The organism is Haematospirillum jordaniae, from assembly GCF_001611975.1.
GTDB classification, from domain to species: Bacteria; Pseudomonadota; Alphaproteobacteria; order Rhodospirillales; family Rhodospirillaceae; genus Haematospirillum; species Haematospirillum jordaniae.
In genome coordinates this window covers 1,329,552-1,355,904 of record NZ_CP014525.1, presented here as the reverse complement: position 1 = coordinate 1,355,904, position 26,353 = coordinate 1,329,552, and the positions used below count along the sequence as shown (strand labels likewise).

General features: G+C 56.8%; 22 protein-coding genes and 1 tRNA gene. 14 read left to right on the top strand and 9 right to left on the bottom strand.

Going from position 1 to position 26,353, the window contains the following annotated elements:
• Positions 1-77: 77 nt before the first annotated feature.
• The 5 genes from AY555_RS06355 (at position 78) to AY555_RS06335 (ending at position 6,359) form a co-directional block, all read left to right on the top strand.
• A complete protein-coding gene (locus tag AY555_RS06355) occupies positions 78-1,355 on the top strand; it encodes an imelysin family protein (protein WP_066134878.1) in 1,278 nt (425 codons plus the stop codon).
• Between the two features lie 115 nt (positions 1,356-1,470).
• On the top strand, positions 1,471-2,895 hold the full coding sequence (locus AY555_RS06350; RefSeq protein ID WP_066136710.1) for a di-heme oxidoreductase family protein: 1,425 nt from the start codon (positions 1,471-1,473) through the stop codon (positions 2,893-2,895).
• Between the two features lie 27 nt (positions 2,896-2,922).
• A complete protein-coding gene (locus AY555_RS06345; protein ID WP_066134875.1) occupies positions 2,923-3,987 on the top strand; it encodes an imelysin family protein in 1,065 nt (354 codons plus the stop codon).
• A 5-nt stretch (positions 3,988-3,992) separates the two neighbouring features.
• Positions 3,993-5,132, top strand: a complete 1,140-nt coding sequence (locus AY555_RS06340; protein ID WP_066134873.1) for a DUF1513 domain-containing protein — start codon at positions 3,993-3,995, stop codon at positions 5,130-5,132.
• 39 nt (positions 5,133-5,171) lie between these two features.
• Positions 5,172-6,359: a BaiN/RdsA family NAD(P)/FAD-dependent oxidoreductase gene (locus AY555_RS06335; protein WP_066134870.1), complete on the top strand. Its 1,188-nt coding sequence runs from the start codon at positions 5,172-5,174 to the stop codon at positions 6,357-6,359.
• A 26-nt stretch (positions 6,360-6,385) separates the two neighbouring features.
• Here the strand turns inward: AY555_RS06335 and AY555_RS06330 are convergent, their stop codons facing one another.
• A complete protein-coding gene (locus AY555_RS06330) occupies positions 6,386-7,384 on the bottom strand; it encodes a hypothetical protein (RefSeq protein WP_066134867.1) in 999 nt (332 codons plus the stop codon).
• Between the two features lie 140 nt (positions 7,385-7,524).
• Between AY555_RS06330 and AY555_RS06325 the strand changes: the two genes are divergently transcribed.
• Both AY555_RS06325 and pseI read left to right on the top strand, forming a co-directional pair.
• Positions 7,525-8,139 (top strand): formyltransferase family protein, encoded by a 615-nt coding sequence (locus tag AY555_RS06325; RefSeq protein ID WP_066136707.1) that lies wholly within the window; start codon positions 7,525-7,527, stop codon positions 8,137-8,139.
• 5 nt (positions 8,140-8,144) lie between these two features.
• Positions 8,145-9,191 (top strand): pseudaminic acid synthase, encoded by a 1,047-nt coding sequence (pseI, locus tag AY555_RS06320; RefSeq protein ID WP_209315794.1) that lies wholly within the window; start codon positions 8,145-8,147, stop codon positions 9,189-9,191.
• Between the two features lie 66 nt (positions 9,192-9,257).
• Here pseI and guaA read toward each other — a convergent pair whose 3' ends face one another.
• The gene (gene guaA, locus AY555_RS06315; RefSeq protein ID WP_066134864.1) at positions 9,258-10,811 is read right to left on the bottom strand and encodes a glutamine-hydrolyzing GMP synthase; all 1,554 of its coding nucleotides are present in this window, start codon (positions 10,809-10,811) and stop codon (positions 9,258-9,260) included.
• Positions 10,812-11,022: 211 nt separating this feature from the next.
• Here guaA and AY555_RS06310 point away from each other — a divergent pair, with 211 nt between their 5' ends.
• Positions 11,023-12,951, top strand: a complete 1,929-nt coding sequence (locus AY555_RS06310; protein ID WP_066134861.1) for a methyl-accepting chemotaxis protein — start codon at positions 11,023-11,025, stop codon at positions 12,949-12,951.
• Positions 12,952-12,953: 2 nt separating this feature from the next.
• On the opposite strand, the gene AY555_RS06305 is transcribed toward AY555_RS06310, so the two are convergent.
• The 4 genes from AY555_RS06305 to AY555_RS06290 form a co-directional block, all read right to left on the bottom strand.
• Complete coding sequence (locus tag AY555_RS06305) at positions 12,954-14,348, bottom strand: RsmB/NOP family class I SAM-dependent RNA methyltransferase (protein ID WP_209315931.1); 1,395 nt, start codon at positions 14,346-14,348, stop codon at positions 12,954-12,956.
• Positions 14,349-14,422: 74 nt separating this feature from the next.
• Positions 14,423-15,886, bottom strand: a complete 1,464-nt coding sequence (guaB, locus tag AY555_RS06300) for an IMP dehydrogenase (protein ID WP_066134857.1) — start codon at positions 15,884-15,886, stop codon at positions 14,423-14,425.
• Positions 15,887-16,027: 141 nt separating this feature from the next.
• Entirely contained in the window at positions 16,028-16,759 is a 732-nt protein-coding gene (locus AY555_RS06295; RefSeq protein ID WP_066134853.1) for an RlmE family RNA methyltransferase, read from the bottom strand.
• Between the two features lie 13 nt (positions 16,760-16,772).
• On the bottom strand, positions 16,773-17,858 hold the full coding sequence (locus tag AY555_RS06290; RefSeq protein WP_082811891.1) for a Ppx/GppA phosphatase family protein: 1,086 nt from the start codon (positions 17,856-17,858) through the stop codon (positions 16,773-16,775).
• A 195-nt stretch (positions 17,859-18,053) separates the two neighbouring features.
• On the opposite strand from AY555_RS06290, the gene AY555_RS06285 reads away from it, so the two are divergent.
• Positions 18,054-18,127: transfer RNA gene (locus tag AY555_RS06285), tRNA-Gln, on the top strand.
• A 96-nt stretch (positions 18,128-18,223) separates the two neighbouring features.
• Here AY555_RS06285 and AY555_RS06280 read toward each other — a convergent pair.
• Both AY555_RS06280 and AY555_RS06275 read right to left on the bottom strand, forming a co-directional pair.
• Complete coding sequence (locus AY555_RS06280) at positions 18,224-18,868, bottom strand: alpha/beta hydrolase (protein ID WP_066134850.1); 645 nt, start codon at positions 18,866-18,868, stop codon at positions 18,224-18,226.
• Positions 18,861-19,076: a hypothetical protein gene (locus AY555_RS06275; RefSeq protein ID WP_066134847.1), complete on the bottom strand. Its 216-nt coding sequence runs from the start codon at positions 19,074-19,076 to the stop codon at positions 18,861-18,863. Before AY555_RS06275 ends, AY555_RS06280 begins: the two co-directional genes overlap by 8 nt.
• Before the next feature lie 140 nt (positions 19,077-19,216).
• On the opposite strand from AY555_RS06275, the gene cysE reads away from it, so the two are divergent.
• From cysE to mnmA, 5 genes are all read left to right on the top strand, one after another.
• Positions 19,217-20,005 carry a serine O-acetyltransferase gene (gene cysE / locus AY555_RS06270; RefSeq protein ID WP_082811890.1) on the top strand — a complete coding sequence of 263 codons (789 nt, stop codon included), beginning with the start codon at positions 19,217-19,219 and terminating at the stop codon, positions 20,003-20,005.
• 18 nt (positions 20,006-20,023) lie between these two features.
• A complete protein-coding gene (locus AY555_RS06265) occupies positions 20,024-20,482 on the top strand; it encodes an Rrf2 family transcriptional regulator (RefSeq protein WP_066134844.1) in 459 nt (152 codons plus the stop codon).
• 30 nt (positions 20,483-20,512) lie between these two features.
• Entirely contained in the window at positions 20,513-21,619 is a 1,107-nt protein-coding gene (locus AY555_RS06260; RefSeq protein ID WP_066134841.1) for a cysteine desulfurase family protein, read from the top strand.
• A gap of 113 nt (positions 21,620-21,732) precedes the next feature.
• Positions 21,733-22,065 carry a ferredoxin family 2Fe-2S iron-sulfur cluster binding protein gene (locus tag AY555_RS06255; RefSeq protein WP_066134838.1) on the top strand — a complete coding sequence of 111 codons (333 nt, stop codon included), beginning with the start codon at positions 21,733-21,735 and terminating at the stop codon, positions 22,063-22,065.
• A 56-nt stretch (positions 22,066-22,121) separates the two neighbouring features.
• Positions 22,122-23,273 carry a tRNA 2-thiouridine(34) synthase MnmA gene (gene mnmA / locus AY555_RS06250; protein ID WP_245176892.1) on the top strand — a complete coding sequence of 384 codons (1,152 nt, stop codon included), beginning with the start codon at positions 22,122-22,124 and terminating at the stop codon, positions 23,271-23,273.
• Positions 23,274-23,371: 98 nt separating this feature from the next.
• Here mnmA and AY555_RS06245 read toward each other — a convergent pair whose 3' ends face one another.
• A complete protein-coding gene (locus AY555_RS06245; RefSeq protein WP_066134835.1) occupies positions 23,372-26,086 on the bottom strand; it encodes an Rne/Rng family ribonuclease in 2,715 nt (904 codons plus the stop codon).
• Positions 26,087-26,353: the final 267 nt, after the last annotated feature.

Here is a 26,353-nt window from a genome sequence, read left to right as displayed (position 1 = left end):
TTAAACAGTGCGAGCGTCGCCGCATTGCGCAAACCCACCCGGATATTCCCGTACGGGACAGAGGGGATCTGATCACAATGAGAGCATTTCTTGCCACAGCAACATTCCTGACTGCCGCAACATTGATAACAGCTGGCCCCGCGCTTGCTGCAAGCAAGGCGCAGGAAAAGGACGTGGTGTCCACCTATATCACACTTGCCCATGCCAAGTTCGAAGATGCAGAACAAACTGCCAGGGTTCTGCAGAAAGCGGTTGATGCGCTGGTTGCTCACCCCGACGAGCACACGCTGTCTGCCGCTCGCAAGGCTTGGATCGAAGCACGCGTTCCGTATATGCAAACCGAAGTCTATCGTTTCGGGAACCCTGCGGTTGATGACTGGGAAGGGCGGGTAAACGCTTGGCCTCTTGACGAGGGGCTGATCGATTACGTTGATACAGCCAGCTATGGCGAACACTCTGACGAGAACGCCTGGTTCCGCGCCAATGTCATTGCCAATCCGGTACTGGAGATCGGCGGGCAGACCATTGATGCCACCGTCATCAACAAGGATCTGCTACAGAAACTGCACGAAATTGACGAGATAGAGGCCAATGTGGCGACCGGTTACCACGCGGTGGAATTCCTGCTGTGGGGACAGGACCGCAATGGAACCGGCCCTAGTGCTGGCGACCGCAAGGCCACAGACTTTGACCTGAAAGCCTGCACCAACGGCCACTGCGACCGTCGCGCGGCCTATCTGAAAGCAGCAACAGATCTTCTGGTTGAGGATCTGGCCGAAATGACCAGCGCATGGGACAAGGACGGCGCCATTGCCAAGGATCTGCTGGCTTCGGAACCCAAGAAAGCCCTGACGGCCATGCTGACCGGAATGGGAAGCCTGTCCTATGGTGAACTGGCAGGGGAACGAATGAAGCTGGGCCTGATGCTACATGATCCGGAAGAAGAGCATGATTGCTTCTCTGACAACACCCATGCCTCACACTATTATAATGCCGTTGGAATCCGCAGCATCTACAGCGGGTCCTACACACGCCCCGATGGACGCACTGTATCGGGCAAGGGCCTGAAGATCCTGCTGCCCACAGCGGAACGCAAGGAACTAAGCGCAGCCTTGGACAAGAGCGTGGCAAAAATGCAGGTGCTGATGGATATGGCAGCAAAAGGCACAGCCTATGACCAGATGCTGGGCGAAAATAATCCTACCGGAAACAAGGCCGTTCAGGATGCCGTTGACGCCTTGGTCGCCCAAACCCGCTCTATCGAGCGTGCCACGGCAGCCTTGGGCCTTGGTATCCTAGAGCTGGAGGGATCGGACAGCCTAGATGCTCCTGAAAAAGTTAGTGGCAACAGCTGATCGTCCTTGATCAAAAACTGGGCCGGGTGGATGCTGCTGCACCGTCCGGCCCGTGTTGTTTGAGACCCAATGTTTCTCACAACCATTGTCCTTCCCCCGTCAAAGCGATGTCTTGATGCTCCGCCGTTTGTATTCCCTGTTCACAGCCTTGGCCCTGCCTTTCCTTTGCACCGGATCAGCCTTGGCGGCAGAACCACGGCCTGACCAAGGCGAACAGAGATCACTTGATCGGCGGGCTTTTTCGCGCTTTCTGCCCGGCCTTTCCGCTGATGAGAAAATGGGTGCTGCCGTTGGAAATGGCTTCTTCAAGCGGCTCTGGGTCAGCTCTCCCTCCTCGACCCAAGCATCAGATGGTCTGGGTCCCTTGTTCAATGCCCGGGCCTGTTCTGGATGCCACGCCCGGAATGGACGCGGGCGCCCACCCGATCCAGACAACGGATACGAACACAGCCCATCCTTTTTCCTGCGCCTGAGCATTCCCCCCCAAACAGCACAAGACGAGCACGACAGACAAAGCGGCCGCCTCAGCGTCATTGGCGACCCGACGTATGGTACCCAGTTGCAAAGTGCCGCCGTTCCGGGACTGAAAGCCGAAGGACGCGTTGGCGTAACATGGACCGAGGAAACCGTAACACTGGCCGGGGGAGAACGCGTTTCCCTGCGCCACCCAACCTGGTCTGCCCGGGATCTTGCCTATGGCCCCTTGTCCCCGCAGATCATGATCTCGCCGCGCATGACCCCGCAGCTTCCGGGGCTGGGTCTGCTGGAGGCTGTTCCCGATACAACCCTGCTGAACCTTGCCGACCCGGATGACCGGGACAACGACGGGATATCCGGGCGCACCAACCGGGTATGGAGCGCGCGTGAACACGCCATGCGCATTGGTCGTTTTGGCTGGAAAGCCGGCCAACCCACCCTGGATGACCAGAACCAGAGTGCCTTCAACGGTGACATTGGCCTATCTACACCCCTGTTCCCGCAGGCTCATGGCGACTGTACCGCAGCACAACCGTCCTGCCTTGCCGCCCCCCATGGCAACAGTGTGCAGTTTGACAGTCTGGAGGCCCCCAAGGCTGTTACAGATTCTGTCCTGTTGTTTGTTCGTGCCCTTGCACCTCCATCCCGGCGTAACCGCACGGATCCTGCCGTAATGGCGGGCGAACAGCTCTTCTCGCAGATTGGCTGTAGCGGATGTCATCGCCCGCATCTGCGCACAGGCTCCTCGCCATACCCGTGGCTGGCGCACCAGGACATTGCCCCGTTCACGGATTTGCTGCTGCACGACATGGGCGATGATCTGGCCGACCTCCGCCCGGAAGCGTTGGCTAGCGGTCATGAATGGCGCACCCCGCCACTCTGGGGCCTTGGCATGACCAAAGCTGTGTCGGGCACAGAGTCCTATCTGCATGATGGACGCGCCAGAACCCTGACCGAGGCTGTGCTGTGGCACGGTGGCGAAGCACGGCGGGCACGTGAAGCCTTCCGTGAACTCCCGGCCAAGGACCGGGCAGCCCTTCTGGACTTTCTCAGGTCTCTGTAACACCAGGATCATGGACACCGACCCGACATGACTGCACGCCTTGCCCTGACCGCTACCCTGCTTCTGCTCGCACTCCTGCCTGTAAGCGGGCGTGCTGCTGACAGCCTGCGCCTGACAGCCGAGGCTGTTGACGCCGTTATCCTTCCCGCCTTCCAGAGGTTTGCCGAAGCAACCGCAGCTCTTGAACGTACACTGGGCGATGCCTGTCCAGAACAGGACAGCAAATCCGCCTTTGCCACTGCATTCCTAGCCTGGCAGGGCGTGCAACATGTTCGCATCGGCCCATCGCAGACAGAAAACCGCCACTACCGTATCCAGTTCTGGCCTGACCCAAAAAACTTGGGGGCACGGCATGTGTCCACGCTGCTGTCGGCACCAGATACAGCCCTGACACCGGAATCCCTGTCCCGGGCCAGCATTGCGGTACAGGGATTCCCGGCACTGGAGCGCCTGCTCTGGGGTAATAGCCCGATCAACCCGCATGAATGCCGGGTTGCCCAGGCAATTGGACGAAACCTGTCATCCATGGCCCAAGCTATCAGAGCGGAATGGACAGAGCCGGATGGCGGATTTCGGGCAATACTTCTGAGGCCGGGTGACAAAAACACCCTGTTCCGGACCCCGGCTGAGTCCTTGCGGGCCATACACGGGACACTGTCCACCCTTCTGCAGGCTACGCAGGATATGAAATTGGGCAGCCCGATGGGATCCAATCCGACAAAAGCACGCCCGGAACGAGGCGAAGCCTGGCGGGCAGACTTACCGCTACAGGCGCTTCTCGCCAATCTTGATGCAGCCCTTCAGCTTTACCAAGGCCACGCAGGAAAAGATGGAGGATTGCGCGCCGGAGTTCTGGAGCATGAAGATAGCGAGATTGTTGATATCAGCATCCTGCACGGGCTGACCGAAGCCCGCCGCCTGACGGCTGAACTGGCCACACGCCCTTGGAAAGATGTTCTTGCCAACCCTGCAGGCTACAGAACCTTGATGCTGATCAGGGCCAATATCGGTACCGCACGCAGCATGGTGGAAACAGAAATGGCCGGCATGCTGGGACTGGGCATCGGTTTCAATGCCCTGGACGGAGACTGACCCCCATGGATGATCAGAATGCTCCCCTTACATTATCCAGACGCTCCCTTCTATGGGGCGGCATGGGGGCCTTGGCAGCAGGCATGATCCTCCCCGCCATGCCAACACGGGCAGCCATCCATCGAACAGGAAACACTCTTCTCAGCTCTGCAAGGGACAACAGCGGACGTGATCACGCCGTGGCATGGTCCGAAGACCTTGGCATCCTATGGCAGACCCCCCTGCCCGGACGTGCCCACGGTCCCGCCGTCTCACCGGATGGAACCCGCGCTTTTCTGCCGGCGCGCCGGCCGGGAAACTGGGCCACGGCGCTGAACCTTACGGACGGAACCATAGCCGCATCTGTAGAATGCCAACCCGGAAGACACTTCTTCGGACATGCCGTTTATACAGCCGATGGCCGCCATATCCTGACAACTGAAAACGCCTTTGACCACGGCGAAGGCCGGATCGGCATTCGGGATGCTCGCAGCTATGCCTGGATCGGCGAGTTCCCCAGCTTTGGAACCGAGCCTCATGAACTGGCTTGGATGCCTGATCAGCAGACACTGGTTGTTGCCAATGGCGGCATCCTGACCAGCCCTGAATCCGGACGGGCCAAGCTGAACCTAGGCATGACCGACCCCTCCCTGACCTATATCGACAGCAAGACCGGTACCCTTCTGGAAAAGCGAACCCTGCCGACGGCACTGCGGGCGGTCAGCCTGCGCCATTTGGCCGTTGCTCCGGATGGAACTGTCATCGTGGCCTGCCAGTACCAAGGGGCGGCGACAGACCGTGTACCCCTTCTTCTGCTGCACAGGCGTGGGCATGACCTTGTTTTGCCGGCTCTTCCCGATGCTGTTGTCACTGGCCTGCGACAGTATTGTGGCAGCGCCCTGTTTTCGCCGGACGGGGCCTATTACGTTGTCACCAGCCCGGTCGGGGGCATTGCCATCCTGGGCACAACAAATACCCCCGGAATGGTCCGCACAATCCAGCTGCCCGATGTCTGCGGCGCCGCCGTGCTGAACGGGAACCTGATTTTGACCAATGGCTTTGGCCAGATCATGGGCGGGTCGTTTGATGACTTTGATCCCGAGCCCCGATCAGAGCCCCTGAAATGGGACAACCACGCCATCGCCTTTTCCAGCCCGTACACCTGAACACTTGCTGTTGGCAACAGTCCCGGCTAGAACCCGCCTATGGAAACTGACATCGTCATCATCGGGGCGGGCGCCGCAGGTTTAATGTGCGCCATGACCGCTGCCCGCCGGGGCCGCCGGGTTCTTGTTCTGGAACATAATGACCGTCCGGGGCGGAAAATCCTGATTTCCGGCGGGGGAAAATGCAACTTTACCAACCGGGATGCTGGACCAAACGGGTATCTTTCCAGCAACCCCCACTTTGCCCGCTCGGCATTGAAGCGGTATACACCGCAGGACTTTCTTGACCTGCTGGCGACCCATGCCATCCCTTGGCACGAACGGGACCACGGGCAGCTGTTCTGTGATCGCTCTGCGGCTGATATCGTTAATCTTCTGGTTGAAGAGGCTGTAGCGGCAGGGACCACTATCCAGTGTAACGTCTCTGCCAGTCATATTGCCCCAACCGGGGAAGAAGACCGGCGCTGGGTGGTGGAAACATCCGCCGGCCCTGTTCACTGCCAGTCGGTTGTGCTTGCAACGGGCGGCCTTTCCATTCCAAAGATCGGGGCCAGCAATTTTGCCCTGCGCGTGGCAGAGCAACTTGGCATCCCGGTTCTTGATCCCTATCCGGGCCTGGTGCCGTTGGTCTTTGGGGAAGATGACCTGGCGTTCATGCGCCCCCTGACCGGCATCGCCCTAGATGCCACTGCGACCTGTGGCAAAACTCGTTTCCGCGAAGCCCTTCTCTTTACACACCGCGGCTTATCTGGCCCGGTTATCCTGCAGATTTCTTCCTTCTGGAAACAGGGTGACGCAGTGCGTATCAACCTGTGCCCCGACAGGGATATACTGGCATGGCTGGCTGAACGCCGCGACAGCCGCCCAAAGGCGCGCCTGCATACAGTTGTCAGCGAGATCCTGCCCAACAGGCTGGCGCAAAGCCTGTGCGAGCGGGCCGGCATGCCCGACACCGTGATTGGGCAAACCGGCAACAAGACCTTGTCCATACTGGCAGACCAGATCCAGGCATGGACCGTCTACCCCACAGGGACTGAGGGATACCGAACCGCCGAGGTCATGGTGGGAGGCGTTGATACCAACGCCCTGTCTTCCCGAACGATGGAAGTGAAAAGCAAACCTGGCCTGTACATCATCGGTGAGGCCGTCGATGTCACAGGCTGGCTTGGCGGCTATAACTTCCAGTGGGCCTGGGCCAGCGGCCATGCCTGTGGCGAATGTGCCTGAGACACAGGCTGCCAAATAAGCCCTCGTTATGACCGCTGCAAAGGTGGCAGAAACGCACTGATGCGAACGGGCACCAAACCGATAACCGCGCTGCGACTGCTGTGCCAGAAAGCAGACAACAGCAAAAGAGCGGCACCAATCCCGGCACTGGAAAAGGCAAACCCAAGGCTGACCGCATCGCCGTGATCAAACAGGGATGCGAACACATAAACAACGTATCCAAGAGCGGATACCATCAGCGCACGACGATCGACCAGAAGGGATATCAGGGCCAACACGGCATATAGCCCCATGACCAGCGCAACACTCCCCAAGCCAACACTCTCCTCTCGCACCCCCAGGAAACCGAACACCGGGTGCACCAGCAAAGGAGCAGCCAGAAGATGCAGCCAGAAAGCAACGTCTGAGCGACGGGTCTGACGGCGAATATCGGAACTGTCCCAACGCATTGCCAAGAAAAATACAGCCAAACCGCAGGCAAAAAGAACGAGGTTATCGTAGGCATCCAAGGTGGGAAGCAGACTCTTCAAAGTCGTCGCACACGTCAGGACAAGACCGGCAACACCAGCCGCCACCGTGACCGGAACACGGAAACGGATCCAATGCAGGGCCGCAGCCAAGGCCGCAACAAGTCCAGCAATGCTTGCATCGGCACCACTGTCATATAAGGCCGCAAAGGCACACCCGCCCGAGCCCACGACAAACGCACCAAGCAGCGCGATCGACGGCAAGGCCATACGGCGCTTGCGGGTAAAAAACTCTGCCAGAAGCCAAGAGACCACAGCAACAAGTGCCGGTCCAGCCCATGGTTGGAACGAAAACCCGATCCAGGCACAAGCCCCAAGCAGCAATCCACAGGCAATAACCACAAAAATATCATTGAAGCCACTGATCAGGCGGAAATGCTCTTCGTCCACGGCCAGCGTATTGCTACGCTGTTCCATATACTCACGAAAAGCCGCAACCACATCGGCAGACAGGATGCCGTCCGTTACGGCTCCGTCAAGATCATCATCAGTATACATTCAGCATAAACCCTTACAATATCATCCAGTCACGCATGCCTTACATAAGAAAGTGGCACAGGCATGACCTTGTATATCATTCATAATGGAAGGAGTATTTATAGTCAGCATAGCCCACGCCAATCGGGAACACTATGAACATGCAACCAAAGCTTATAACGCACATAACGGCCCCCGATAAAAGAGTCTTGTTCCTAGGCTATACAAGAGAAAAGACATCCTTGATCGAAGAATTAGAGAAGGCCAATTGCGCAGTCTGGCACACCGATAATCATATTGAATGCATTAAAGATTTCGACGTTGTCATAAGTTTCGGATACAGGCACATCCTCAAAAAGTCGGTCATCGAGAGTGCAAATGCACCAATCATAAACCTACATACTTCATATCTTCCTTGGAATCGTGGCGCTCATCCTAATTTCTGGTCTTTCTTTGACTGCACGCCAAGCGGTGTATCCATTCATTTGGTTGACGAAGGAATTGATACAGGCCCCATTCTCTACCAACGTTACGTAAACTTTACAAAAGAACAAAAGACATTTTCCCAAACATACACGCAGCTCATTGTGGAAATCGAAAACCTTTTTAAAGAGAACATCCGTGAAATTATACATGGTACCTATGAAGCCACCCCACAGCGAAGAAAAGGCTCTTATCACAAAGTAGCAGACTTGCCGCCGCAGTTTCGTGGATGGGATTCCAACATCCAAGAAGAAATCAGAAGGCTAGATTCTTTAATAGCCATAAGGGGTTGATAGATATGCTGATTATATCAGGTCGGGAAGTATCGGAACATCAGCCCCCATATGTCATTGCCGAGATCTCAGCAAACCACAATGGTTCGCTTGAGCGTGCCAAGCTGTCTATCGAAATGGCCGCCAAGTCAGGAGCGAATGCCGTCAAGATACAAACCTATAATGCCGATACGATGACAATCGACTGCGACAAGGATGACTTTATCGTAAAGGGTGGCTTATGGAACGGGTACAAGCTATACGACCTGTATCACGAAGCCTACACCCCCTATGAGTGGCACCAAGAACTCTTCCGCTTTGCCCGTAAAATTGGGATTACGTTGTTCTCGACACCCTTCGATGAAACAGCCGTTGACTTGCTGGAGTCCCTGAATACGCCGGCTTATAAAATAGCATCCTTTGAATTGACCGATTTGCCATTGATCCGCTACGTGGCAAAAAAGAAGAAACCCATGCTGATGTCGACCGGAATGGCAAGTGAGGGAGAAATAACAGAAGCCTTGGAATGCGCCCGAAGCCATGGGTGTGACTCCATTCTTCTGTTCCACTGCATCAGCAGCTATCCCGCGCCTGTCGAGCAAGCCAACATACGATCCATAACACAGCTGAAGAAAACGTTTGGTGTGACCGTCGGCTTATCCGACCACACGATCGGTAACATTGCAGCAACGGCTTCTGTTGCCCTAGGCGCGTCGGCTATTGAAAAACACTTTACCATCAGCAGGGCTGACAAAGGCCCAGACAGCGCGTTCTCAATAGAACCGGGCGAATTGGAGAAACTTGTAAAAGACGTCAACGAAACCTGGTCGGCCCTAGGAAAAGATGAATTGATCAGACCCAAGGCAGAGACCAACAGCAGGGTTTTCCGTCGATCGTTGTATTTTGTTAATGATATCAAGGCAGGAACACCCATAACACCCGGCGACGTAAGAAGGATACGCCCCGGGTATGGACTGCCGCCAAAACATTACGATGACATCATCGGGAAGACCACATCAAGAGATGTGGAGCGTGGTCAACCTGTCGCATGGGATGACATACAAAAAGATTAAGCGAACCCTCACGCCCAGCCACATCAATAGCCTGACCGGGCATGACAGAGCCCTGCACCAGCCTGTCTACTCCCACTCAATCGTGCCAGGTGGCTTCGATGTGATATCGTACACAACGCGGTTCACGCCCTTGACCTCGTTGATAATACGATTGGACAAACGGGACAGGAATTCATGATCAAAATGATAATAGTCTGCAGTCATACCATCCGTTGACGTGACAGCACGCACGGCAAGGGCATAGTCATAGGTACGGCCATCACCCATAACCCCAACCGTACGCACGGGAAGCAGCACAGCAAAAGCCTGCCAGATGGCATCATACAGCCCGGCATTGCGAATTTCTTCAAGATAGATCGCATCCGCCTTGCGCAGAATATCCAGCTTTTCACGGGTAATATCCTGCCCCGGAATACGGATGGCCAGCCCCGGCCCCGGAAACGGATGGCGTCCGACCATTTCTTCCGGAAGCCCAAGTTCACGGCCCAGTGCGCGAACCTCATCCTTGAACAGTTCGCGCAGCGGCTCTACCAGCTTCATGTTCATGCGCTCGGGCAGGCCACCAACATTGTGGTGAGACTTGATCGTAACGCTTGGCCCACCGGTAAAGGAAACCGACTCAATCACATCAGGATACAACGTCCCCTGGGCTAGGAACTCGGCACCCCCAATTTTGCTGGCCTCAGCCTCAAAGACATCAATGAAGGTTTTGCCAATGACCTTGCGCTTCTCTTCGGGGTCTGTCTTGCCGGACAGAAGGCCAAGGAACAGATCCGAGGCATCCACATGCACCAGATTAATATTGAAACGGTCCCGGAAGACCCGCACCACCTGCTGGGCCTCTCCCTGACGCATCAAGCCATGATCAACAAAGACACAGGTCAGCTGATCACCAATCGCCTCATGCACGATGGCAGCCACAACAGAACTGTCAACGCCACCAGAAAGCCCACAAATAACACGCCCCGCCCCAACCTGATCCCGGATACGGGCAATCTCAGTCTCGCGGAAGGACGCCATGGTCCAGTCCCCGGAACAGCCGCAGATATCACGGACAAAGGTCTTCAGAAGCTGTGCCCCATGCGGGGTATGCACGACTTCGGGGTGGAACTGGACCCCATAGAAACGGCGTTCATCATCAGCAACCGCGGCAAACGGCGCCCCTTCAGAGGACGCAACAGCATGAAACCCGGGAGCCAAGGCTGTCACCCGGTCACCGTGGCTCATCCATACCTGCTCGACCGCATCGGGAACCCACGTCCCGTCAAACAGGCGACAATGCCCCTGTACACGCACAAAAGCCCGGCCAAATTCACGGTGGTCCGACCCTTCAACATGACCACCCAGCTGGGCCATCATCGTCTGCTGTCCATAGCAGATCCCAAGAACAGGTAACCCCATGGAGAACAGCTCCTGCGGCGCACGTGGAGTATCCGTTCCTGTGACCGAAGCAGGTCCACCAGACAGAATAACCCCGGCAGGAGAAAAAACCCTTATGCTGTCGGCACTCACCCGATTGAACGGGTGTATTTCACAGTAAACACCAGATTCGCGCACGCGCCGGGCAATCAGTTGGGTAACCTGGGATCCGAAGTCGATAATAAGAATACGGTGAGTCATGGGGTTCCGTACAGATACAGGGCCAGAATCGGCAGAACAGGTGCGGACCTTAGCGCAAAGCCGGCCCGGCCTCCACCATTGTTTCATTCCTACCGTGAACACGTGGACATATTGCATGTCTGCCCGGGCATTACAGCCCCGTATCCGTTGTTCATGCCTATCCCTTAAAGGATAAAGTTGCAGGAACACCCGTCATGATCGGACAATTGTCATGTTTCTGAGAAAAGCGCGGATCGAACTCCAGCTGGGGCTTATTGTCGGTGCCATTGTCATCGGCTTCGTGCCCATGTGGGGCCTATCCCGTTGGCAGGAGCATACGATCCATCAAGCCTCTGAGCGTCAGAACAACGCCAGATCAATCAGGGATAGCGTTGAGGACATAAGATACAATTTCCTGAATGCGCGACGGCGGGAAAAGGATTTCTTCCTGCGCCTGAATGAAAAAGAAGTCAGCCACCACGCGACTATCACTGAAGAAATTCTTTCTGACTTCAAGGCACTGGAAGCAAAACTGGATCAAGAACAGGCAGCCAATGCCGCATCAGCTACTGAAAAGTTCAAGACGTACAATACCAAGTTCCAGTCCATTGTTGAAATGTGGAAAACGGTAGGCCTGAAAGAAACAGAGGGCCTGCGGGGAGATCTTGAAAAGCGTGCCATCGCGGCAGGCAGTGAAACAACCATAAAAACCAGCGCTAGCCTGATGGCACGCTATCTGGACCTGCGACGCCTAGAAAAGGACGTCATGCTCTACAGCAGGCAAGGCGATATCGAGGAATTCCGTAAAGACACAGCTGACCTTCTCACGGCTACAAACAACAGTGCCGTTATTGCGGACTGGCTGAAGCTGTTTGATCAGTATGTTGCCATCAGCGGCACCTTGGCCAAAGAAACATCCTCGCTGAGCAAGCTATTTGCCGAAGCTGAGCCCTTTCTGGAGGCTCTGATCGAGAGGGCCCGCAACGATGTTGCGGCCGCACGTGCAGCTCAAGACGAAACCATGGCAACAAGCCAGCTGATCTCTTCCATCACCATGATGGTTATCCTGACTGTCGTTGTTTGTATAACAATTATTGTCGCCCTGAGCATTTCCCGCCCCTTGGCCCAGATGACAACGGCTATGGAGAAAATATCAGGCGGGAACCTGAGTGTAGATATCCCGGCCGTCGGCTGGAAAAACGCCATTGGCCAAATGGCAGCGGCTCTGGTTGTTTTCCGCGACAATGCCTTGGAAGTAAAACGCCTGAATGCCATGGCTGAAAGCAACCGTGTACGCACGGATTCAGAGCGGCGTGCCATGATGGAAAAACTGGCCGAAGAGTTCCAGACCACTGCCGGCGCCATGGTTGAAACAATGGTCAGCATGATTTCCCAAATAGGAGATCAGATCCGTTCCGTAGCTAACGATGCCAAAATGGTTCTAGAGCGAGCGGATGCATCCAGCCGCTCGGCCGGATCTGCCAGCCACAATGTCGAGGCCGTGGCCGCAGCCACCGAAGAACTAACCGCATCAATTGGTGCCATATCAGAGCAAGTGGAGCGTTCTGCAGGGCTGGCACACAAGGCATCAGACAGTGCGCGAATCACGATCCAGCGTGTGGAAAGTCTTTCAACCGCTGCCGTAAGAATTGGCGAGGTTGTCAGCATGATCACCGCGATTGCTGACCAAACCAACCTGTTAGCCCTGAACGCCACCATCGAAGCCGCCCGTGCCGGCGAGGCCGGAAAAGGCTTTGCCGTGGTAGCCAATGAAGTCAAGGGCTTGGCAACCCAGACCGGCCGCGCCACAGAAGAAATTGTCCGCCAAGTAGGGGCCGTACAAGCCGCAACAGAAGAAGCTGTACAGGCCATCAACGCTATTGCCGGGAATGTACACAATATCAACGATAACATTGCAGCCATTTCGACCGCTGTCAGCGAGCAAGGCGCCGCAACCCGCGAAATCTCGAACAACGTGATCAATGCGGTTTCGGCAACAAGCGAAGTGTCTGACAACATCCGCGAGGTGGCCAGTCTGGCCAACACAACCAGCAAGGCCACCCATATCCTTGACGGAACCATTATAGACCTGCGGAGCAAGGCCTCGGCATTACAGGACAGCGTGACCCAGTTCCTAGGCTATGTGCGGGGCGACAAATAGGGTTATGCCCCCGACGGCTCCGCACGTTCCAGCACAGCAACAAAAAAACCGTCGGTATCGTGCTCCAGCGGATCAAGCCGTAAAAACAGGCCTGTTGCGGGGCAAGGAGACGTGCCCACAAGATCGGGCCACAAGGTCCGAACATCCAACACACGAAAATCCGGCGAAGATGCCAGAAAACGTTCTATACGTGCCTCGTTTTCCTGAGGAAGTAGAGAACACGTGGCATAGACAACCCTTCCGCCAGGCCGGACCAGACGGGATGCGCTGTCCAGAATATGCCCCTGTAGCTCATCCAGGGCCTGCACACTCTGACGATCCAGCCGCCAGCGGGCATCGGGGTTGCGACGCCAAGTCCCGGTTCCACTACAGGGGGCATCAATCAAAACCCGGTCAAAACGGCCAGCAGAGCGCTTGACCCACTTGTCCCGTTCACCGGACAAGACATGTCGGGTCACATTGTGAACCCCGGCACGCCGCAAACGGACAGCCGAACGTTCTAGGCGACCCTGCGACACATCACAGGCAATCAGCCGCCCCTTGTTCTCCATCCCCGCAGCCATAGCCAGAGTTTTGCCACCCGCACCGGCACAAAAATCAACCACGGCCATTCCCGGACGGGCATCAACCAGCAGACCAACCAGCTGCGATCCCTCGTCCTGCACTTCGACCAGTCCCTCACGGAACGTCTCGGTTGCGGGCAGGTTGGCGCGCCCCTCCAGCCGAAGAGACAGCGGCGACAACAGACCAGGACGAACCGTAATGCCTTCACTCTCCAAGCGGGCGATACCCTCCGCCACATCCGCTTTCAGGCTGTTGACCCGGACATCAACCGGGGCCTCGCGATTGAGCGCCTCAAGGAGCGGCATAACCCGGTCACCGTAACAAGCCGCTAGGTCCGGGATGATCCATTCCGGAACCTCTCCCTGCACCCAGTCCGGCTGATCGCTGTGGGTCAGCCTTTGGCCCCGCAACGCACGGATCAATGCCTTTTCCCGCTCGCGCAGACGATGCGGGCAGAATTTATCCCCTGAACAGAGGAGATCCAAGTCTGACAGGCTGTATCCCGCAACCAGCACACGATGAGCCAGAACCCGCAGACGCGGCGGGACATCGCTCCACTCCGGAGCCTCGCCCGGCAGGCCAAGCTGGCTGTGCAACCGACGGATCCACCAGCTGATACGCGCCCATGTCCGCAGGAGGCTCCATACATCATCGGCAATGAACCGGCGATCTTTCGAGCCAATATAACGACGCGCCCGGAAAAACTCCGATGCTGTGCCATCCGCCGGACGGGGTGAAGAGACAACAGCCTCCAGAAGATCAACAGTGGCTTGTAAACGGGCAGCAGGAATCACGATTGCAATCTTTTCATACCAAGCAGGAACCAGGGACAAGCCCCCAAGAAACCGGAGCCGATGGCAACCCACCGGCTCCGGAGCAAAGCATCAACAACGAAGACCAGATACCCTTACGCCCCTACACGGTAGTTCGGCGCTTCATGGGTAATGGTCACATCATGGACATGGCTTTCACGATAGCCGGCGGTCGTAATGCGACGGAACGTACACCGCTGCTGCATTTCAGCAATGGTACGGTTCCCGGTATAACCCATAGCGGCTTTCAACCCGCCAACCAGCTGATGCAGGATATTGCCCGCCGCACCCTTGTAAGGCACACGCCCCTCGATCCCTTCAGGAACCAGCTTGAGATCATCCCGGACTTCTTCCTGGAAATAGCGGTCAGCCGATCCACGCGCCATGGCGCCAACAGACCCCATACCGCGGTAATACTTGTAGGAACGACCCTGATACAGGACTACCTCCCCGGGGGCCTCGTCCGTTCCGGCCAGCAGGCTGCCGATCATGCAGGAGTCAGCCCCTGCAGCAACAGCCTTGGCCAGATCGCCGGAGAACTTGATTCCGCCATCAGCGATCAGGGGAATGCCGTGACTGTGGGCCACCGCACTGACCTCAAGGATGGCAGACAGCTGAGGCACACCAACACCGGCCACAACGCGGGTTGTACAGATCGAACCCGGACCAATTCCGACCTTCACGGCATCAGCCCCGGCTTCTGCCAAAGCGGCCGCCGCTTCCGGGGTTGCAATATTGCCGGCAATAACCTGGGCAGCCGGATAGTTCGACTTGATATCCCGAACAGCCTGAACCACCCCAGATGAATGGCCATGGGCTGTATCAACGACCAGCACATCGACCCCGGCCTCCAGAAGAGCCTCGGCACGCTTCATGCCGTCGCGGCCCACACCTGTTGCCGCCGCAACCCGCAACCGTCCATGATCATCCTTACAAGCCAGCGGGTAATTCTGGGCTTTTTCCATATCGCGGACGGTCACCAGCCCCACACACCGATAGGCATCATCAACCACCAGCAACTTTTCGATCCGGTGGCGGTGCAGCAGGGCCTTGGCCTCATCCTGACCAAAGCCCCCAGTCACGGTAACCAGGTTGGTATCAGTCATATAGGACGACACCGGCTGGGACCGGTCATTGGCAAAGCGCACATCGCGGTTGGTCAGAATACCGACCAAGCGACCTGTACCACGATCAACAACGGGGATACCACTGATGGAAAACTGCTCCATCATCTTCAGGGCATCGGCAAGAGGCTGGTCAGGATGAATGGTCAGGGGATTGACAACCATCCCGGACTCAAACCGCTTCACACGCCGCACTTCCTCGGCTTGCTCGGCAATACCAAGATTTTTATGGATAACGCCAATACCGCCTGCCTGAGCCATCGCAATAGCCATCGGGCTTTCCGTAACCGTATCCATAGCTGAGGACAAAAGCGGAATTCCCAAGGACACACCACGGGTCAGACGCGTGGAAACATTGGCCTGGGCAGGCAGGACATCAGAGGCTGCAGGAACCAGCAGCACATCATCAAAGGTCAGGGCTTCAGAGAAATTCATTAATTTTGCACCTTACGACCGGCAGCAGCATATTTCGGGGTGCGCGCCATCATACACAGAAAGTTTTCTGTGCCAAGCAACAGAATTGCAGCCCCGCACCCCGAAAAGTGCAACCCGGAACACCTATAGACAGCAGATCCCCTAGCCCCGGAACCCCCGGGCGACCAGATACAGCTCCGGGCTTTCCTTGCGGCTGGCCGGGGGTTTTATGTGCTTGATGCTGTCAAAGCGGGGCTTGAGAATTTTGAGCAGATCACCCGTCGCCCCACCCTGAAACACCTTGCACAAAAAGGTTCCACCGGGAGCCAGAACCTCAGCAGCAAAGTCCCAAGCGACTTCCAACAACGCAATAATCCGCAGATGGTCTGTACGGGGATCCCCGGTTGTCGGGGCCGCCATATCGGACATAACCACATCGGCAGTCCCACCAAGGGCATCTTTCAGGGCCTGCGGGGCGGCCGGATCAAGAAAATCCAAGGTAATACAGTGCGCGCCGGGGATTGGGCCCCATTCTAGGATATCGATCCCGACCACGGTTCCCCCACGGGGTTGATCAGCCCGTGTCCGCTCTACCGCAACCTGGGTCCACCCACCGGGCGCAGCACCAAGATCAACCACTCTCTGGCCCGGCTTCAGGAATGCCAGCTGCTGGTCCATCTCAACCAGCTTGAAGGCAGCCCGGGACTTGTAACCCTGCTGACGCGCAGCCACCACATAAGGGTCATTCAGCTGGCGCTGGAGCCATTGCACAGACGACGTGCTGCGCCCACGGGCTGACTTGACCCGCACAGACGTCATCCGTACCGATACCGCCGACCGGTTCGACGTAGACGGTACGCGACGACCGCTCTTTTTTCCTGGTGCTCGTGCCATAACAACCAAAAGATTAGTATACTTGAGAAATACACTCCATGCCAAAGTCGGCCGGAGTATTACGTACCCCCATAAGCCCCATAAGCAGCCCTTCGCGCAAGCCCCGATCTGCAATCGTCAGCGAACCACCGGGCCAAAGGCTGAAAACAGCTTCCAGAATGGCACATCCGGCAATGACCAGATCAGCCCTCTGAGGGCCAATACACGGCGAATCTGCCCGTTGCCGGGCCGTCATGCCCATCAACCGCTGCCCTGCATCAAGAATAGCTGCACACGACACATCCAACCCATCAACCGCCGCGCGATCATAGCGCGTTAAGCCAAGGTGAAAAGCTCCCAAGGTTGTAATTGTACCGGACGTACCCACCACCTGGAGCTGCCCCGTCGTCACACGTTCCGCAAGATTATGGCGTGCACCAAAGGGTTGGACCATGGAGCGAATGCGGGTGCACACCTCCCGGTATGTGCGATACGCGAAGTCCCCCCCTCCACAGGCATCCGCAACGGTCACGACACCGAAGGGAAGAGACATGAAACCCTCAACCCGTAACCCAGAAGCACCCTGCACAATCAGGACCAACTCAGTAGACCCGCCGCCGATATCAAACAGGAAGATAGAACTGGCCCCGGCAGAAAAAAGTCCCGAACACCCGACCAAAGCCAGACACGCCTCCTCTGCCGGGGAAATACACTCTATGGTCAAGCCCGTCTCGCGGTATACGGTCGCCAGAAATTCCAGCCCATTCCCAGCGCGACGGCACCCTTCTGTTGCAACGTGGCGCGAACGAACCAGACCAAGCCGGCCAATCTTTTCGGCACAGCTGCGCAAGGCATCAAGTGTTCGCTCCTGCGCAGCAACAGACAGAATGCCCGTTTCAGCCAACCCTTCCCCTAGGCGGGTTATGCGCGAAAAGGAGTCCACAATCCTGAACCGTTCTCCGTCAGGGCGGGCAATCAACATACGGCAGTTGTTTGTCCCCAGGTCAATTGCGGCATACGCAGATGCCACGTCTGTCATAGCACCACCGGAACCAGCAGAGCATCGACGCCCCTCCAACGGCGCGTTTACCGCAAGATCTGCCATACCGGCCCCTCCCATGCCTTTACCTTGTCAACCATACATACCCATATAACCATATCCCAGAGGGTTACAAACGGGGAAGCATGCTCCACGACAGCACGGGTGAAAGTTAAAAAATATAATAAAGGGGGTTCACAGCATGGAAACAGAAGGATATAAGGGCGCCCGCCTGCCTGATCTATCGACGAAGAGTGATCAGGATAACTGTCCTGTTGGGGGATAGTTTAATGGTAGAACAGCGGACTCTGACTCCGTTAGTCTTGGTTCGAATCCAGGTCCCCCAGCCAAACAAAACTCCCCGCATATCTGTGCGGGGAGTTTTGTTTTTAGAACAATGGAAACAAGGGCCGGATAACACCAACCCTTGCCCAGCCATCCACCCGTTACGCCATAACCATGGACTTTGAGATATAGGAATCCACGGTCGATACAACCGTATCAATATGGCCAGAGAAGAAGTGATCTGCCCCGGGAATGGACACATGATCCACACTGATATTCTTCTGGGCCTGTAGCTTGTCTGCCAGCTTCTTCACAGACTCAGCAGAAACAACCCTGTCAGCCGCACCATGCACGATCAACCCGGGAGAAGGGCAAGGCGCCAGGAACGAAAAGTCATAGTGGCTGGCCGGCGGCGCAACGCTGACAAAACCTGAAATCTCCGGACGACGCATCAGCAGTTGCATGCCGATCCATGCGCCAAAGGCAAAACCTGCCACCCAACACTGCCCTGCATGCGGATTTATGGCCTGCATCCAGTCAAGGGCGGAAGCGGCGTCGGACAACTCCCCCTGCCCGCTGTCAAAAGAACCCTGCGAACGACCTACACCACGAAAGTTGAAACGCAGGACCGAAAAGCCACGCTGGGCAAACACATGAGAGAGATCAAAGACAATCCTCTGATTCATCGTGCCGCCATGCTGGGGATGGGAATGCAGCACAAGCGCCACGGGGGCATTTGCGTTGCTGGAATGGTGATAGCGACCTTCCAGTCGGCCTTCAGGGCCATTGAAGATGACTTCATGCATTGGCGTCTGTTTCTTCAGCAAGTTGGTTACCGGAATAAATGCGTGGAGCGAAATCGTACAGCAGGACCAGAATGAAACAAGGCGGCCCGGCGACAGTATAGCCCTGCCCGGACACAAAAAGCCATTCCCACGATACAGGAAAGAACGGAAACAAACCACGAATGACCACAATTTTATCATAAACGCAATGAAAAACACGTTTATTCATGCCCGTATACGACTATTTTACGTTGCGCCGGCACCGATTACTTGATCTTTCCTGTCAACTATCCTAGATTCACCACAAAAAATAAAAGGCTTTTACACAGGCTCGGAAAGCTGGAACATCCCAGATATCAGGACAGCACAATGATTTTCAGTCGCCTGAAAGAAGACATAGATACGATCCTAGCCCACGATCCGGCAGCACGCAGCCGCTTGGAAGTGATCTTGGTTTACCCGGGCGTTCATGCCATTATCGCCTATCGTCTGGCACATCGACTCTGGAAAACAAACCTGCGCCTGCTGGCACGCGTGGTTTCCCATCTTGCGAAAATGGTGACAGGCGTTGAAATTCACCCCGGCGCAACCATCGGACGTCGTGTTTTCATTGATCACGCAACCGGCGTGGTCATTGGAGAAACCGCTGAAATCGGCGATGACGTGACCTTGTACCAAGGCGTGACCCTAGGCGGAACATCTCTTGCGAAAGGCAAGCGTCACCCCACCCTTGGCAAGGGGGTTATCGTCGGGTCAGGGGCACAGGTTCTGGGTCCGATCACCATTAGTGACGGTGCCCGGATCGGGGCCAATGCCGTGGTGCTTGCCGATGTTCCTGCCAATGCAACAGTAGTAGGCATTCCGGCCAGACAGGTTGTTCCCCGTGCAAAGCACGAGGCTGAATTCTGTGCCTATGGCATCCCTGAACGGGATATGCCCGATCCACTCGAACGGGCCATAACGACACTGTGCGAACAGGTACGCACCCTGTCTGCCCGGATTGATACTCTGGAGAAACAGGAAGACTCAGCAACACCGGCCCAGCCAGGAAGCAGTCACTCAGCCGTTGTTATTCCTACTCCCTTTGCCCAGCCCGGCCCGGCCCGGACCCCGGATGATGACAATACCGAAGACGGCAAAGCCGCTTCAGGCCTTTAAGATCGGGAGCCGAAAACCGTGAGACTCAGTACCAAAGGACGCTATGCGGTCATGGCCATGGCTGACCTAGCCAGCCAACCCGAGGGGAAACCTGTTTCCTTGGCCGATATCGCCATACGCCAAGAAATTTCACTGTCCTATCTGGAGCAGTTGTTCGGGCGGCTCCGCAAAGGCGGGCTGGTCAAAAGTGTTCGTGGACCGGGCGGCGGCTACCTTCTTGCCCGTACTGCCGGGCAAACGCGCATTTCCGATATCATCCTTGCCGTGGATGAACCCATTCAGGCCACACGCTGCACGCCGGGCAGCCCCGCTGGCTGTCACAACAACCGTGGACGCTGCTTGACCCATGACCTGTGGGAAGAGCTGGGAAACCAGATCTACCTTTACCTCAGCTCTGTTTCGCTGGAGCAAGTGATCAACCGTACAGTTCTGGGGACAAGCGGGCCCCTGCCAGCGGCAACCACAGCCGAAATCTGACGGACAAGAACAACACGATCTGCCTGAATAATGAACACGCAAACCATCTATCTGGACTACAACGCAACGGCACCGGTCAGACCTCAGGCGATTGATGCCGTGGTACGCACCCTGCAAATAACCGGAAACCCATCCTCTGTGCACAATACAGGGCGCAAAGCCAAGGCCATTGTAGAAGATGCACGGGAGGCCGTTGCGCAACTGGTCGGCGCTGTTCCGTCCCAGGTCATCTTTACATCCGGCGGGACAGAAGCCCTGGCCCTGGCCCTGCAAGGATCTCCGCCCGGCCCCCGACTGGTCTCTTCCATAGAGCACCCCTGCGTACGGGTTGCCACACCGGAAGCCATGGATATTGCGGCAACACAGGGTGGCATTGTTGATCTGGAGCATCTGGAAAACCTGCTACAGACGGTTCCTAGTCCCGCACTTGTCGCGGTTATGCTGGCAAACAACGAAACCGGCGTGATCCAGCCTATCCGCGATGTTGTACGGATTGCTCATGCTGCCGGCGCCAAGGTTGTTTGCGATGCCGTACAGGCTGCTGGAAAGATACCCGTTGATTTCCAGAGCCTGGGTGTGGACGCACTGGCTCTGAGTGGCCACAAATGGGGCGGCCCTCAAGGCATTGGGGCCCTGATTACCCGCACACCGGAACAGCTGATACCTCTTTTCGGAGGAGGAGGGCAGGAACGCGGAAAACGGGGCGGCACCCCCAATACCCCGGGTATTGCCGGGCTGGGCGCAGCCGCCGAGGCTGTCCTGAACCAAGGACAAGCCGAACGGGAGCGAATCCTCCGCCTCCGTAACAACCTAGAAAGCCGTATCGCCTCCCTGGCTCCCAGGGCGAGAATCTGGGGCCATGCGGAAAACCGCCTTCCCAATACAACCTGTGTTGAACTGAGGGGGGTCAACCAGCAGCGCCAGCTCATGGCCCTGGACCTTGCCGGCATTGCCGTATCTGCCGGATCGGCGTGTTCGTCCGGGAAAACAGCACCAAGCCCGGTTCTGGCTGCCATGGGGGCAAGCGAGTCGCAAGCCCGTGACACGATCCGCATCAGCCTAGGCTGGAACAGCCAAGAGTCCGATATTGAAGCATTCCTGACAGCCTGGTCTCCCTTGGCGCGGACTGCTGCGTAGGACACTAGGGACCAACCGCCTGATCCCTGTAAAAGGCCTTGCCCCAAAGCAGGACAGGAGCTATCCATTCCCGCACGTGTAACCATAATCTGTTATCATGGAGAGCTGTCGGCATGCCGAAGATGACCTTCCTCAGCCCTGATGGAACCCGACTCGAGGTCGAAGCCCCGGAAGGCCTGTCTGTACTGGAAATTGCCCATCGCAACGACGTTGACCTAGAAGGCGCGTGCGAAGGGTCTCTGGCATGCTCCACCTGCCATGTCATCATCGCCCCGGATTGGTTCGACCGCCTGGAGCCACCGGCAGAGGATGAGGAGGACATGCTGGACCTCGCCTTTGGGCTGACAAAGACCAGCCGGCTCGGGTGCCAGATTATCATGAAGCCGGAACTGGATGGCCTGACCGTGCACCTGCCGGCAGGAAGCCGCGGGGCAGCGGGGAGCTGACACCCCCGCACAGAACAGAACAATTTCGCCAAAAACCGCCGGATACCGTTTTTGCTATGCAGATGATGTCCCACGCATCGATTGATCTGGATATTCCCGGCAACCCGGCTGATACACGGGTTGTTGTTGCCATGTCTGGCGGCGTTGACAGCGCGGTGGCCGCAGCCATCCTGAAGGATGCCGGGTACCAGGTCATCGGGATGACCATGCAGCTTTACGATGCCGGTATAACGGTCGGGCGCACCAAAACCTGTTGCGCCGGTCAGGATATCTATGATGCGCGGCGGACGGCAGACCATCTGGGCATTCCCCACTACGTGGTAGATTACGAAGCGACGTTCATGAAAGACGTCATGTCTGCCTTTGCCGATTCCTATATTGCCGGCGAAACGCCTGTTCCCTGTGTGTTGTGCAACCAGACAGTCAAATTCCGGGATCTGGTTCAGGCCGCGCGGGATCTGGATGCCGCAGCCTTGGTGACCGGGCACTATGTCCGCCGGGTACTAACCCCGCAAGGGCCAGAGCTGTGGCGCGGCGCCGACCACGGGCGGGATCAGAGCTATTTCCTGTTTGCCACAACCAACGAACAGCTGTCGTATCTGCGCTTTCCCCTAGGTGCCCTGGATAAAGATCAAACCCGCGCCATTGCCCGCAGGCACGGACTGGCTGTTTCCGAGAAGCCGGACAGTCAGGATATCTGCTTCGTCCCTGATGGCAACTACGCCCGCGTGGTGCAGGAACTGCGACCGGAATCCACCATGCCCGGTGACATTGTTCACATAGATGGCACCGTGCTGGGACAGCATGAAGGCATTATTCACTTCACGGTCGGTCAACGCCGTGGACTGGATATCGGCGGAACGGCAGAGCGGTTGTATGTTATACGCGTGGAACCAACGTCCAGACGCGTCATCGTCGGTCCACGTTCAGCACTGGGCAGGGATCGCTTTGCTCTGCGACATATCAACTGGATGCCCGACAAGGGAATCCTGCCTACCGAAGGAGCTGCCGTCAGCATCAAGGTGCGCAACAGCTTCCATCCCGTTTCTGCTACAATATACGGGCGCCCGGATGGATGGGCAGAGGTCGTTCTGGATAACCCCGCCGATGGAGTATCCCCCGGTCAGGCCTGCGTTTTCTATATAGGGGAACGTATGGCCGGTGGCGGCTGGATTGCACGAAACGCACCGTGGGAGCAGGATAGCTGAAAGCCTGATAGCTTCCTGTGCAACGCAAGAAATAGTCCAACAAAAACCCCGCCATGATCTGGCGGGGTTTTGCGCACAAACATCTTGTTAAACAAGATTTACCGCTTCCACCAGCCCCGACGGGGAGCAGCGGCGGCATCGGATTCCACAGCATCCGCCATGGCAAGCTGCTGCTGGGCAGGCTCCGTTGAAGGAGGTGCCTGACGATCATCGGTTTTCACGCTGGTCTCCTTGACAGACGCTCCATTCGCATCGGCCACAGAGGTCTCAGCCTTGCGGGAAGCACGGCGCTTCTTGGGTTTCGGATCAGCAGCTTCCGCAACAACCGGATCCGCTTCAACAGCGGCCGCTGCACGGGAACGGGATGTCCGCTTGCGAACAGGCTTCTTCGCGGGCACCGCCTCTTCTGCCCCGGAATGCTCAACCACATCCGCCACAACAGTAGCAGGCACATCATCAACCCGATCCAGAACGGCCACAGCATCCCCAGTCCCGGCCACAGCGTTTACGGCCGCCATCAGAGACAGGTTATCAACAATAGGATCAGATTGACCGGGATCTTCGTTCCGACGAACCCGCCTTACACGACGCAGAGGAGGCCGTGCAACAGCATCACCGGCAATGCCATCTGTTGGCACGTCTGCCTGGACAGCACTGCCGTTCACGGGCGGCACCACCTCCAGATGATCACCATGGCCCGCCATGACTGAGCCTATCACATCAACATCCTGTTCCGTGGGCCGACGCCGACGGCGGCCACCACGCCGGGAACGGCGACGACGCTTGGCATCACCCCCCTCATCATCAGGCGCATCAGCTGTAACGGCGATACCCTGAGCCTCATCAGAAGAGTTATCGCCATCAACCGCGACAACCGCATCATCAGCACCCATATCTCCGGACACGGCAACATCACTGCCTGCCTGCTCCACAGGCATCACAGATCCATCACGACGCCGACGCCGGCGCCGCTTGCGCCGCTTGCGAGAATCCCCTCCTTCTCCCTCGCCCAATTCCCCACCTTGGGAAACAACGACGGAGACAGCCTCCCCCACAGCGGCGACCGGAACATCAACAAGCACCTCGTCACCGGAAACGGGCAAAGCGCCCTCTTCCTCGTCCTCGTCCTCATCTAGATCGGGCTGAACAGAAATCGGTACAGAACGAACACCAGCAGCAGGAAGCGGTACGGCAGGTTTCAGTCGCTCGATCCGACACTCTGGCGGAATCAAACTGTCATCACCCTTCAGAAAGGCCGTCAGGGCGTAACGCTGTTCAATCTCGGTCAGGGCCGCGCGCTTGTTGTTCAACACATACAAGGCAACCGGCGTTGCAACATGCACCACAACCTCGGAAGCACGCCGGCGCACGCCCTCTTCCTCAATCGCCCGCAGAATATGAACGGCCGCACTTTCAACAGAACGCACCATGCCCGTCCCGGCACAACGGGGACAGGGCTGGAAACTTGTTTCCATAAGAGAAGGACGCAGACGCTGGCGTGAAAGCTCCAGAAGACCAAACATACTGATCCGGCCCACCTGAATACGGGCACGGTCCAGCCGCAGGGCTTCTTTCAGACGCCGCTCAACCGCCGCATTATTGCGGGGCTCTTCCATATCGATAAAGTCAATGACCACCAGACCGGCCAGATCCCGCAGACGCAACTGACGGGCCACTTCCTCGGCCGCTTCTAGGTTCGTCTTCAGAGCCGTTTCCTCGATGTGACGTTCCCTAGTGGCACGCCCGGAATTGACATCAATGGCAACCAAGGCCTCTGTCTGGTTGATGACAATATACCCGCCAGACTTCAACTGTACCGTCGGGTTGTGCATGGCATCCAGCTGACTATCCACTTGGAAACGGTGGAACAGCGGCATGGACGGATCGCGGTAAGGCTGAACACGGCGCGCATGACTGGGGGTCAGGATTTTCATGAAGTCCTTGGCAACGCGGTATCCGTCCTCACCTTCCACCATCACTTCATCTATATCGGTAGAATAGATATCACGAATGGCGCGCTTGATCAGATTACCTTCCTCATGCACCAAAGCCGGGGCACAGGACTGCATGGTGACATCCCTTATCTGGACCCAAGTACGAATAAGATATTCGTAGTCACGCTTGATTTCGGCACGGGACCGTTCCTGCCCGGCTGTACGCAAAATCACTGCCATCTGGGACGGAACATCCAGATCGCTCATGATTTCCTTCAACCGCTTGCGGTCAGCCGCGTTTGTAATCTTGCGGGAAACACCGCCCCCACGGGCCGTATTGGGCATCAGCACACAGTAGCGCCCGGCCAAAGACAGGTAGGTTGTCAGCGCGGCACCCTTGTTGCCACGCTCTTCCTTGACCACCTGCACCAGCATAATCTGGCGACGCTTGATGACTTCCTGAATTTTATAGGACTGCAACAGGGATGGACGCCGGGAACGATAGGCCGGAACATCGCCGCCTTCCTCGACAACTCCCTCAAGATCTTCCTGCTCTGCGGCAACGTTTTCGCGTTCGGCTTCTTCCGCTGCACGGGCAGCCTCTTCAGCCAACAGAGCCTGACGGTCAGCAACCGGAATTTGGTAATAGTCCGGATGGATTTCACTGAAAGCCAAGAAACCATGACGCCCGCCGCCATATTCAACAAAAGCAGCCTGGAGGGATGGCTCTACACGAATAACTTTTGCTAAGTATATGTTCCCTTTTATTTGTTTCTTTGTTGAGGTCTCGACATCAAACTGTTCGAGCCGTGTCCCATTCAAAACCACAACCCGTGTTTCTTCCGGGTGGGTCGTATCGATCAACATGCGCTTGGCCATAAGCCCTGAAACTCCGTGTCACCGCCGGCATCCCCCGAACGTGGGGCAGCCTTTGGGAAATCGTGCCGACAAGGCTTCCGGCGCCACGCATCATGTCACCAAGGACACAGCCATCACGCACCGCGCCGGCTTCCCGACCGCGGAGCGAAAAAGATAACTGTGTTACATCCATGGCAACGTGGGGCTGCACAAAAGCCTCGAATCTTTGTGGTTAATACCGTTTACCCTGAGTTAACCAACCTGCCGGATTGCTGCGGTGCGATACTC

Coding starts and splice junctions, on each gene's coding strand:
- AY555_RS06355 (WP_066134878.1), top strand. CDS start 78: ATGAGAGCATTTCTTGCCACAGCAACATTCCTGACTGCCGCAACATTG.
- AY555_RS06350 (WP_066136710.1), top strand. CDS start 1,471: ATGCTCCGCCGTTTGTATTCCCTGTTCACAGCCTTGGCCCTGCCTTTC.
- AY555_RS06345 (WP_066134875.1), top strand. CDS start 2,923: ATGACTGCACGCCTTGCCCTGACCGCTACCCTGCTTCTGCTCGCACTC.
- AY555_RS06340 (WP_066134873.1), top strand. CDS start 3,993: ATGGATGATCAGAATGCTCCCCTTACATTATCCAGACGCTCCCTTCTA.
- AY555_RS06335 (WP_066134870.1), top strand. CDS start 5,172: ATGGAAACTGACATCGTCATCATCGGGGCGGGCGCCGCAGGTTTAATG.
- AY555_RS06330 (WP_066134867.1), bottom strand. CDS start 7,384: ATGTATACTGATGATGATCTTGACGGAGCCGTAACGGACGGCATCCTG.
- AY555_RS06325 (WP_066136707.1), top strand. CDS start 7,525: ATGCAACCAAAGCTTATAACGCACATAACGGCCCCCGATAAAAGAGTC.
- pseI (WP_209315794.1), top strand. CDS start 8,145: ATGCTGATTATATCAGGTCGGGAAGTATCGGAACATCAGCCCCCATAT.
- guaA (WP_066134864.1), bottom strand. CDS start 10,811: ATGACTCACCGTATTCTTATTATCGACTTCGGATCCCAGGTTACCCAA.
- AY555_RS06310 (WP_066134861.1), top strand. CDS start 11,023: ATGTTTCTGAGAAAAGCGCGGATCGAACTCCAGCTGGGGCTTATTGTC.
- guaB (WP_066134857.1), bottom strand. CDS start 15,886: ATGAATTTCTCTGAAGCCCTGACCTTTGATGATGTGCTGCTGGTTCCT.
- AY555_RS06295 (WP_066134853.1), bottom strand. CDS start 16,759: ATGGCACGAGCACCAGGAAAAAAGAGCGGTCGTCGCGTACCGTCTACG.
- AY555_RS06290 (WP_082811891.1), bottom strand. CDS start 17,858: ATGGGAGGGGCCGGTATGGCAGATCTTGCGGTAAACGCGCCGTTGGAG.
- AY555_RS06280 (WP_066134850.1), bottom strand. CDS start 18,868: ATGCATGAAGTCATCTTCAATGGCCCTGAAGGCCGACTGGAAGGTCGC.
- AY555_RS06275 (WP_066134847.1), bottom strand. CDS start 19,076: ATGAATAAACGTGTTTTTCATTGCGTTTATGATAAAATTGTGGTCATT.
- cysE (WP_082811890.1), top strand. CDS start 19,217: ATGATTTTCAGTCGCCTGAAAGAAGACATAGATACGATCCTAGCCCAC.
- AY555_RS06260 (WP_066134841.1), top strand. CDS start 20,513: ATGAACACGCAAACCATCTATCTGGACTACAACGCAACGGCACCGGTC.
- AY555_RS06255 (WP_066134838.1), top strand. CDS start 21,733: ATGCCGAAGATGACCTTCCTCAGCCCTGATGGAACCCGACTCGAGGTC.
- mnmA (WP_245176892.1), top strand. CDS start 22,122: ATGCAGATGATGTCCCACGCATCGATTGATCTGGATATTCCCGGCAAC.
- AY555_RS06245 (WP_066134835.1), bottom strand. CDS start 26,086: ATGGCCAAGCGCATGTTGATCGATACGACCCACCCGGAAGAAACACGG.